This window comes from Paraburkholderia ribeironis (genome assembly GCF_900019265.1).
Classification (GTDB): Bacteria; Pseudomonadota; Gammaproteobacteria; order Burkholderiales; family Burkholderiaceae; genus Paraburkholderia; species Paraburkholderia ribeironis.
In genome coordinates, this window is the sequence record NZ_CYGX02000007.1 from 60054 (window position 1) to 70498 (window position 10445).

Sequence of the window (10445 nt, forward strand, 5' to 3'; positions counted from 1 at the left end):
AATCAAGTGCGGCTCGCGCTGCGCCGGCCTGGCGCGGCGAGTGCCCTCAGGCGCGGCGGCGCCAGGTCAGCCAGCGCTCACGTCCGGCAAAGACAGGAATCGAGTCGGTCACGGCTTCGTCTTCGATCAACTCGAAGTACGGCGTGAGCAGTGCCTCGAGTTCGTCGCGCTCGATCCCGAACGGCGGCCCTTTGGGCGTCGCGCCGACGAAATAGAAACCCGCGAGCAACGCGCCGCCGGGCAACAGCTCGGCTGTCCGGCGAGCGTAGTCCGTCCGGCGTGCGACCGGCAACGCGCAAAAAAACGCCCGCTCATAAATCCATCCGGGCGTGAACGGCGGCTCGTAGGTGAAGAAATCCGCTTGCTCCACCAGTTGCGCATGTTGCGCGCCCAGTTGTTGCCGCGCGACCGCGACGGCGGCCGGCGAAAAGTCGATCGCGCGCACGGGATTGCCTTGGCCCGCGAGCCAGCCCGCTTCGTATGCGCTGCCGCAGCCTGGAATCAGCACGGCGGCGGGGCGATGGCGCGCGGCGAACGCACGGAACGCGCCCGGCACGCCTGCCTGGTCCCAAGGCGTGAAACCGCTTGCGAAGCGCTCGTCCCAGAACTCCGGTGAATTGGGATCGCGGTTCGCGAAGTCGGGTGCGGGGGGTTGGGTAGGATCGCTCATCGGATGCCTCGCAGGGTCGCTATCAACCGTCGTAATCAGCCACCATAGGCCAGCGCCAGGAACGCACGCGCCAGCATCGCACCGACACCGACCGCCACACCAAACAGCAGCAGGCCTTGCAGCAACCGGTTGGTGCGCTTCTGTTCGAGCAGAATCTGTTCGATCACGTCGTCGTTCGCGCCGCCCGCAGGGTGGTGACGCTCGGCCAGCACATGATGGATCAGACGCGGCAACTGCGGCAGCGTCTTGCTCCACTGCGGCGCTTCGATCTTTAGGCGCTCGTACCAGCCGCGCAGGCCAATCTGCTCGTTCATCCAGCGTTCGAGATAGGGCTTCGCGGTCTTCCACAGATCCAGTTCAGGATCGAGCGAGCGGCCAAGCCCTTCGACGTTCAGCATGGTTTTTTGCAGCAGCACCAGTTGCGGCTGGATTTCGACATTGAAGCGGCGCGATGTCGAGAACAGGCGCATCAGCACCTGGCCGAGCGAAATATCTTTCAGCGCGCGGTCGAAATACGGCTCGCAGACCGCGCGAATCGCGCTTTCGAGTTCTTCGACGCGGGTGCTCGGCGGCACCCAGCCCGACTCGAGGTGCAGCGTGGCGACGCGATGGTAGTCACGCTTGAAGAACGCGAGGAAGTTCTGCGCGAGATAGTTCTTATCGAAATCTGACAACGCGCCGATGATGCCGAAGTCGAGCGCGATATAGCGGCCGAAATGCGCCGGATCGAGGCTCACCTGAATGTTGCCCGGGTGCATGTCGGCGTGGAAGAAGCCGTCGCGGAACACCTGGGTGAAGAAGATCTCGACGCCTTCGCGCGCCAGCTTCGGAATATCGACGCCCGCCGCGCGCAGCGTCTCGACCTGGCTGATCGGCACGCCGACCATGCGCTCCATCACCAGCACCGTGGGGGTACAGAACTCCCAGTACATCTCCGGCACCAGCAGCAGATCGAGCCCGACGAAGTTGCGCCGCAACTGGCTCCCATTGGCCGCCTCGCGCATCAGATCGAGTTCGTCGTGCAGATATTTGTCGAATTCGGCGACCACCTCGCGTGGCTTCAGACGCTTGCCGTCGGCCCACAGGCGCTCGGCCCACACCGCGATGTCGCGCAGCAACGCGAGGTCCGAGTCGATCACCGGCAGCATGTTCGGACGCAGCACCTTCACCGCGACGTCCTTGCCCGCGTGCTGGCCGGCCCTCACCTTCGCGAAGTGCACCTGGGCAATCGACGCACTCGCCACCGGCACTCGCTCGAAGTCGTCGAACAGTACGTCGACCGGTGCGCCGAGCGACTTCTCGACCAGCCCGATGGCGATCGCCGAATCGAACGGCGGCACCTGGTCCTGGAGCTTCGCCAGCTCGTTGGCGATGTCCACCGGCAGCAGATCGCGCCGGGTGGACAGCACCTGGCCGAACTTGACGAAGATCGGCCCGAGGCTTTCGAGCGCGAGCCGCAAACGCACGCCCGGTGGCGCGTCGAAGTTGCGGCCGATGGTGGTGATCCGCAGCAGCAGACGCACGCGCCGGTCGTTGATGCGGCCCAGCATCATTTCATCGAGGCCGAAGCGGATGACCGTAAAGAAAATCTTGAGGAAACGCAGAAAACGCATGGTGGTGCCCGGTGACTAGCGCGTGCCGCGCGACATGGCGGCGCCGCCCGGCGCATGGGCGCCGCGGGCTTCGACCTTCTGTTCAAGACGCTCGATGCGTTTGTCGACGCGCGCCAATGCATCGCGCGTGCGGGCCAGTTCGACGTTGAAGTCTTCGAGCGCGGCGCGTCGCACCAGCTGCGGATTTTCGTCGAGCAGATATTCGGCGGCCGTGTCCAGCAAATTGCGGCCGGCGCGTTGCACGTGTTCGCCGACCGTACGCACGACCGACGCGACCCGCCAGGCCGGACCGTCGCCGATCAGCCTGGCCAGATCTTCTTCCGGCTCCCAGCGAAGATGCTCGGCGAGCTTCGCGATCACGGTGGCGAACTCGGCGTCGCCTTCGATCTTCACATGCTTCATCACCGCCGCCTGGCCGCCTTGCACGAAGGCCGACAGCGCGTCCGACGGCACCGCGATGGTCACATCGAACTGGTGCGCCGCGGCTTCTCCGACCGCGCCAAGGTAACCGTCCGGTTGCACCATCAGGGTCAGCACGACCGGTGAACATGACAGCCTGGCAGTCTTGCCTGCGTAGGGGGCGAGACGCTCACGAGCCCACGATTCGCGGGCGAGCAGATGATTGACAGCAGCGGCGAAGGGCTTGGCGGCGAGGGTCATCGAAAGTGGCAAGAAAAAACCCGCGCGAACGAGGTGCTCGCGCGGGCTCCTATTGTAACGTCCGTTCGCTTTGCGGCCCGCTATGCCGAACGGCCAACGTTTTGCGCAAAATCAGGACGGGCCGCGCTGGCTCGGCTTGCGTCCCGCCGGTCGCTCAGTGCTGTGCCACCTGCTGGATGCCGGCGAGCAGCCAGCCTTCGCCCGGGCGGTTCGCCTTCGACAGGTTCCAGACTTCGACGAACGGCTCGGCCGCCGCGCCCGGTGCTTCGCGAATCAGGCCGGAGAAGCGCACGCTGGCGAAGTACTCGTTGGCGCGCTCTTCGACGCCCAGCAGTTCGGCGTTCAGTTGCACCACGTCCGTCTGGTTCGGTTCCGTGCCGCGTGAAGCGAGGTCGACGCGCACTTCGGCGAACATTTCCGGCGTGGTGAATTCGCGGATGTCTTCCACGTTGCCGACATCCCAGGCGGCTTGCAGGCGCACGAAGTACACCTTGGCGTTACGCAGGAAGGCATCCGAATCGAAGCCGGCCGGCACCGCGGGCGCCGCGTTGATGGACGGCGTGGTCAGCGGGTTGCCTAGCGGCTCCAGGTACTGGCCGGTGGGCGGCGCGGTGTAGCGCGGCTCCTGGGTATCCTGGGTATCCTGGGTATAGCCGGTGCGGCCCGCGTTCAGCGACGGCGAAGCGCCCGCGTACGCCGGCTGCGTGGCGTCGCGCTTGCGGCCGGTGAAGCGGCGGATCAGCCAGATGACGACCATCGCGATCAGCGCGAGCACGATCACGTTAGCCATCATGCCGGCGAACGCTTCGCCGAGGCCAAAGTGCGACAGCAGCGCGGCGATGCCGAGACCCGCCGCGAGGCCGGCGATCGGCCCGAGAAAGCGGTTGCGGTTAGGGGCGGCGGGCGTCGGCGCGGGCGCTGGCTGCGTGCGCTGCATCGCCTGATTGCTTTGCGAGGGTTGCGCCGGCGGCGCCTGGTATTGCTGCTGAACGCTATTCGACTGACGGCCGATGCTACGGCCACCGCCCATGCGGCGAGCTTCCGCGTCGAGCGAGGCGAGAGAGCCGGCCATGATCAGACCGACCATCGCGATCAGTCCGATTCTTCCCACCAGCGACCGCTTAACCTTACGGGGAGATAACATCTCTGAATCGGACATTTTCGTGCTTTCCTTTAAAAATCGATGGGTTAGGAACCCTAGTATTTGGTCCCCACATGTAAAGCTACCACGCCAGCTGACAAATTGTAATATTTGACGCCGTCGAGACCAGCTTGTTCCATCATTGTTTTTAAAGTTTCCTGGTCCGGATGCATCCGGATCGATTCCGCCAGGTATTGATAACTCTCGGCATCTTTCGCGAAGCGTTCGCCGAGCCACGGCAATACCTTGAACGAATAGATATCGTAGACCTTCCTGAGCGGATCCCATACCTTCGAGAATTCCAGCACCAGCAGACGGCCCGCCGGTTTGAGCACGCGGCGCATTTCCGCCAGCGCGATGTCCTTATGGGTCATGTTGCGCAAGCCGAATGCCACGGTGACGACGTCGAAGTAGTTGTCGGGAAAGGGAATCCTCTCCGCGTCGCACAGCAGCGTCGGGGTGATGACGCCCTTGTCCAGCAGCCGGTCGCGGCCCACGCGCAGCATCGATTCGTTGATGTCGGTGTGCCAGACTTCGCCGCTCTCGCCCGCCTGCTTCGCAAAAGCCTTCGACAGATCGCCTGTGCCGCCTGCGATGTCGAGCACCTTGTAGCCCGGCCGCACGTTCGCCTGGGCGATCGTGAACATCTTCCACGCCCGGTGCAACCCGCCCGACATCAGGTCGTTCATCAAGTCGTAGTTGGTGGCAACCGAGTGGAACACGCCTGCCACCTTCTGCGCTTTGTCCTGTTCGTCGACCGATTGAAAGCCGAAGTGGGTTTTGCTCATCGCGCTCGTCCTTTCGCGTATTCTGGATTGTTGCGCCGCATCGGTGCGGCGATTGTGGCGAATCGTATCAGTGACAGTGGCCGTGCGCAGGTCCGGCGGGCACCATCGGCGTATCACGGTCGACGCCAGCCGCTTGCAGTCTGCCGAGATAGTTGCGCCAGAGTTCATCCTGATGGATGGCCATGTCGTACAGCAGGTCCCACGAATAGATGCCGGTCGCGTGCCCGTCGGAGAAGGTCGGCTGCAGCGCGTAGTTGCCGACGCCTTCGATCATCGTGATCGTCACTTCGCGCTTGCCGGTCTGCAGCGTATCCTGGCCGGGCCCGTGGCCCTGCACTTCCGCCGATGGCGAATACACGCGCAGCAGTTCGAACGGCAGCCGATACGACGCGCCGTCCGCGTACTGCAATTCGAGCACACGCGATCTGGAATGCACGACCACACCGGTCGGCACCGGAGTCTCGGGAGTCAGTCCGCTCATGATGACCTCAGGCGAGAGCTTGTTCGATTTCCCGCCGCACCGCTTCGCGCAGCAACGTGGCTTGCGCGCGGCGCGACGACAGCATGGCTTCGGACACCGTGCGCTGGCGCGGCGCCCAGATCGGCAGCGGAAAATGAGCGTCGTTCGAAAAACGCGGAATGACGTGCCAGTGCACGTGCGGCACCTGGTTGCCGAGGCTCGCCAGATTGACCTTGGCCGGCTGCAGAATCCGCCGGATGGCGCGCTCGACCGCGTACACGGCCTTCATCACGCGATCGCGGTCGCTCGCGGCGAGATCGGAAAACTCGGCGACATGCTGATTCCAGATCACCCGGCAAAAGCCCGGGTAATCGTGTTCGTCGGCCAGCACGACGCGCAAGGTGTCGTCCTGCCACAGCACATCGCCGCCATCTTCACGGCAAAAAACGCAGTCCATCGTCGTCCTCAGCAAGAATCGTCAGTCGTGCCATTAAACCAGCACGCGCTCGATACCGCCATTGTTCGCCCGTTGAACGTAATCCGCCATCCAGTCTTCGCCCAACACGTGACGCGCCATCTCGACGACGATGTAATCCGCCTCGGTATTCGCATCTTCGTTGTAGCGCGACAGCCCTTGCAGACAGGACGGGCAGCTCGTCAGGATCTTCACGTCGGTGGCGCCCTTCGGCTGCGGACCGTCGCCGGCCTTGAGCACGGAACCGTTCGACGCACCCATCGCGCCGGCCGATGCATTGGCCGGGTTGATCGCGTTCGCACCGGCTTCAGCGACGAGCGGAATACCGCGCAGCTTCGCCGCGCCCTTGCGGATCTCCTCTTCCTTACGGAAGCGGACCTGCGTGGAAATGTCGGGACGCGTGACCGCGAGCGTGCCGGATTCGCCACAGCAGCGATCGTTTTTCTCGATCTTGTAGCCGTCGTGTTCCGAGCCCATCAGCTGATTGACCAGCTTGACCGGGTCCATCGTCTTGATCGGCGAGTGGCACGGATCGTGGTACATGTAGCGCACGCCGTTCACGCCGTCGAGCTTGATGCCCTTCTCGAGCAGATACTCGTGAATGTCGATGATCCGGCAGCCCGGGAAGATCTTCTCGAATTCATAACCGGCGAGCTGGTCGTAACACGTGCCGCACGACACCACCACCGTCTTGATGTCGAGATAGTTCAGCGTGTTGGCGACGCGGTGGAACAGCACGCGGTTGTCCGTGACGATCTGCTCGGCCTTGTCGTACTGACCCGAGCCGCGCTGCGGATAGCCGCAGCACAGATAGCCCGGCGGCAGCACGGTTTGCACGCCCGCTTCCCACAACATCGCCTGAGTGGCGAGGCCGACCTGCGAGAACAGCCGCTCGGAGCCGCAGCCCGGGAAGTAGAACACCGCTTCCGTGTCGGCCGTGGTCGTCTTCGGATTGCGGATGATCGGGACGATCTTGTTGTCCTCGATGTCGAGCAACGCGCGCGCGGTCTTCTTCGGCAGGTTGCCCGGCATCTTCTTGTTCATGAAGTGGATCACCTGCTCCGTGACCGGCGGCTTGCCGACCGTGGCCGGCGGATGCGCCGTCTGCTTCTTCGCGAACTTCTTCAGCAACTCGTTGCCCAGACGCTGCGCCTTGTAGCCGACACCCATCATCGCGGTGCGCGCGAGGTTGATGGTCTGCGGATTGGTCGCGTTCAGGAAGAACATGCCCGCCGCGTTGCCCGGGTTGAACTTCTTCTTGCCCATCTTGCGCAGCAGGTTGCGCATGTTCATCGTCACGTCGCCGAAGTCGATCTTCACCGGACATGGCGTCACGCACTTGTGACAGACCGTGCAGTGATCGGCGACGTCGTTGAACTCGTCCCAGTGCTTGATCGACACGCCGCGGCGCGTCTGCTCTTCGTACAGGAACGCCTCGACCAGCAGCGAGGTCGCGAGAATCTTGTTGCGCGGGCTGTACAGCAGGTTCGCACGCGGCACGTGGGTCGCGCACACCGGCTTGCACTTGCCGCAACGCAGGCAGTCCTTGATCGACTCGGAAATCGCGCCGATATCGGACTGCTGCATGATCAGCGACTCATAACCCATCAGTCCGAAGCTCGGCGTATAGGCGTTGCGCAGATCGGCGCCTTCGAGCAGCTTGCCCGCATTGAAGCGGCCATGCGGATCGACACGTTGCTTATAGGCGCGGAATTCGCCGATCTCGTCGTCGGTCAGGAATTCGAGCTTGGTGATGCCGATGCCGTGCTCGCCGGAAATCACGCCGTCGAGCGAGCGCGCCAGCTTCATGATGCGTGCGACGGCCGCGTGCGCGTCCTGCAGCATCTCGTAGTTGTCGGAGTTGACCGGCAGATTCGTGTGCACGTTGCCGTCGCCGGCGTGCATGTGCAGCGCGACGAACACGCGGCCGCGCAGGACCTGCTTGTGGATCGCCTGGGCTTCGTCGAGGATCGGCTTGAACTCGCCGCCGTTGAAAATCTGCCGCAACTCAGCGCGGATTTCCTGTTTCCACGACACGCGGATCGTGCGGTCCTGCGTGATATGGAACACGGTCGCACCGGGCTGCGCGTCGGCGCGGTCGGCGAACTTCTCGGCTAGCGCTTCGTAACCGAGACCAACCAGATAGTGCTGTGCCTCGCGCACCGACAAGTCGAGCCGGTCGCGCAGAAATTCCCAGCGCGTGCGCACGCGCGCCAGCAGATCGAGCGCCTGCTGCACGCGATCTTCGAGCAGTTCGGCGCTGGGGATTTCGTTGGCGTCATCGCTCTTGCCAAGCGGCAGCTTGCCGCTTTTGAAGAACGCTTCGAGCGCGTCGACCAGTTGCAGCTTGTTCTTGATCGACAGCTCGATGTTGATGCGCTCGATACCGTCGGTGTACTCGCCCATGCGGTCGAGCGGGATCACCACGTCTTCGTTGATCTTGAACGCGCTGGTGTGCTTCGCGATCGCGGCGGTGCGGCTGCGGTCGAGCCAGAAACGCTTCCTCGCCTCGGCGTTGACCGCGACGAACCCTTCGCCGCTCTTGCCGTTGGCCATCCGCACGACTTCCGAGGTGGCCTGCGCGACCGCGTCCGCGTCATTGCCGACGATGTCGCCGATCAGCACCATCTTCGGAAACGCGTTGCGCTTGCTCTTGGTCGCGTAGCCGACCGCGCGCAGATAGCGCTCGTCCAGATGCTCCAGACCCGCGAGAATCGCGCCGCCCTTGCGCGACGTTTCGAACAGGTAGTCCTTGATTTCGACGATGCTCGGAATCGCCTCGCGCGCCTGGCCGAAGAACTCCAGGCAGACGGTGCGCGTGTGTGCCGGCATCTTGTGCAGCACCCAGCGCGCCGACGTGATGAGCCCGTCGCAGCCTTCCTTCTGCACGCCCGGCAGGCCGGCGAGGAATTTGTCGGTGACGTCCTTGCCGAGACCTTCCTTGCGGAATACGCGGCCCTTGATGTCGAGCGATTCGGTGCGCAGCAGTTTTTCGCCCGGCGCATAGTTGCCGTCGAACCATTTGAGCTCGAAACGCGCGACTTCGATGTCGTGAATCTTGCCCATGTTGTGGTCGAGGCGTGTGACTTCGAGCCAGTTGCCTTCCGGGTCGACCATGCGCCACCAGGCGAGGTTGTCGAGCGCCGTACCCCACAACACGGCCTTCTTGCCGCCCGCGTTCATCGCGACGTTGCCGCCCACGCAGGACGCATCCAGCGAGGTCGGATCGACCGCGAACACGAAGCCGGCCTGCTCGGCCGCCTCGGTCACACGACGCGTGACGACGCCCGCGCCGGAGAAAATCGTCGCGACCTTGCGATCGACCCCCGGCAGTTCGGTCATCTCGACCGCGCCGAGCTGTTCCAGCTTTTCCGTATTGATGACGGCCGAAAACGGCGTGAGCGGCACCGCGCCGCCCGTGTAGCCGGTGCCGCCGCCGCGCGGAATCACGGTCAGCCCGAGTTCGAAACACGCCTTGATCATGCCGGCGATCTCGGCTTCGGTATCTGGCGTGAGCACGACGAACGGGTATTCGACGCGCCAGTCGGTGGCGTCTGTCACGTGCGATACGCGTGACAGGCCGTCGAACTTGATGTTGTCCTTTTCCGTGACCTTGCCCAGCACGCGGGTCGCGCGACGGCGCAGATCGTAGGTCTTCTGGAATTCGCTGGCGAAATCGTCGACCGCGCGGCGCGCGGCCTGCACCAGCGTCTCGACGCGAGCGGCACGGTCAATGCCCGCTTCGTCGCCGTGTTCGATCAGATCGGCGCGACGGCGCTTCTCGATCTCCGAGAGACGGTGATGCAGCGCTTCGATCAGCATCGCGCGGCGCTTCGGGTTGTCGAGCAGGTCGTCCTGCAGATACGGATTGCGGCGCACGACCCAGATATCGCCGAGCACTTCGTACAGCATCCGCGCCGAGCGGCCGGTGCGGCGTTCCGCGCGCAGTTCGGCAAGCACGTTCCAGGCGTCGTCGCCGAGCAGGCGGATGACGATTTCGCGGTCGGAGAATGACGTGTAGTTATAGGGGATTTCGCGCAGACGCGCTTCGGGATCGGCGGCCACCGCGGCGGCGGCCCCGTGCGGATCGAAAACTTGAGGTGCGTTCATGTTCGGACGACTCGGTAGGTCAACCGGGCGCGCTCATGGAGGCGTCGGCTGACGGTGCGCGTGGGGCGCAATGCTTGGAAATCTTCTTGGGAGTGAAGCACGACCGACGGTCTACCCACATCGGTCGCTTCGCGGCGCTCAGATACAACTACGCGATCGTGCGTGGCGGACGTGACGCTGCGCCGCGGGGCAAGACTCACGCGGGACGGGCATCAGGTGGGCGATCTGAGGCTGCCAGTGCATCTTCCGATCCTTGTTCCAAAATGGAATTCTACCGCATCATTCCGCCCCGCGTGGCTAGCTGAAATCGGAGCTGCGGCGGGGCTTCCAGCGCTTTCACACTGAATCGCCCAGCGGCACGCACGCGAACAATTGCCTGACCGAACGATCGGGCAGCCCTGCGCGGCACGGCTTCGGCGCGTCAGCGCAAAGCCAGAGCCTGCACCGTTGGCGCTATCATTGACCCTTTCCCGTCTGACAACGCGCACCGCGCCTCCCCGCATGGCTCCCCACGACTACCTGAAAAAG

Annotated in this window: 8 protein-coding genes; all 8 read right to left on the reverse strand. The window is 63.9% G+C overall.

Annotated features, from left to right (window positions below; all coding sequences use genetic code 11):
* Nucleotides 1-46: 46 nt before the first annotated feature.
* Nucleotides 47-670: a methyltransferase domain-containing protein gene (locus BN2475_RS02910; RefSeq protein ID WP_094778077.1), complete on the reverse strand. Its 624-nt coding sequence runs from the start codon at nt 668-670 to the stop codon at nt 47-49.
* A 35-nt stretch (nt 671-705) separates the two neighbouring features.
* Nucleotides 706-2283, reverse strand: coding sequence for a ubiquinone biosynthesis regulatory protein kinase UbiB (gene ubiB, locus BN2475_RS02915; protein ID WP_094778078.1), 1578 nt, complete (start codon nt 2281-2283; stop codon nt 706-708).
* Nucleotides 2284-2298: 15 nt separating this feature from the next.
* Nucleotides 2299-2943, reverse strand: coding sequence for a ubiquinone biosynthesis accessory factor UbiJ (locus tag BN2475_RS02920; protein ID WP_094778079.1), 645 nt, complete (start codon nt 2941-2943; stop codon nt 2299-2301).
* 154 nt (nt 2944-3097) lie between these two features.
* A complete protein-coding gene (locus BN2475_RS02925) occupies nt 3098-4102 on the reverse strand; it encodes a Tim44 domain-containing protein (RefSeq protein WP_094778080.1) in 1005 nt (334 codons plus the stop codon).
* Between the two features lie 38 nt (nt 4103-4140).
* On the reverse strand, nt 4141-4872 hold the full coding sequence (gene ubiE, locus BN2475_RS02930; protein WP_094778081.1) for a bifunctional demethylmenaquinone methyltransferase/2-methoxy-6-polyprenyl-1,4-benzoquinol methylase UbiE: 732 nt from the start codon (nt 4870-4872) through the stop codon (nt 4141-4143).
* Between the two features lie 67 nt (nt 4873-4939).
* Nucleotides 4940-5353 (reverse strand): gamma-butyrobetaine hydroxylase family protein, encoded by a 414-nt coding sequence (locus BN2475_RS02935; RefSeq protein WP_094778082.1) that lies wholly within the window; start codon nt 5351-5353, stop codon nt 4940-4942.
* Nucleotides 5354-5360: 7 nt separating this feature from the next.
* Entirely contained in the window at nt 5361-5789 is a 429-nt protein-coding gene (locus tag BN2475_RS02940) for an HIT family protein (RefSeq protein WP_094778083.1), read from the reverse strand.
* 33 nt (nt 5790-5822) lie between these two features.
* Complete coding sequence (locus BN2475_RS02945; protein ID WP_094778084.1) at nt 5823-9917, reverse strand: DUF3683 domain-containing protein; 4095 nt, start codon at nt 9915-9917, stop codon at nt 5823-5825.
* Between the last annotated feature and the right edge of the window lie 528 nt (nt 9918-10445).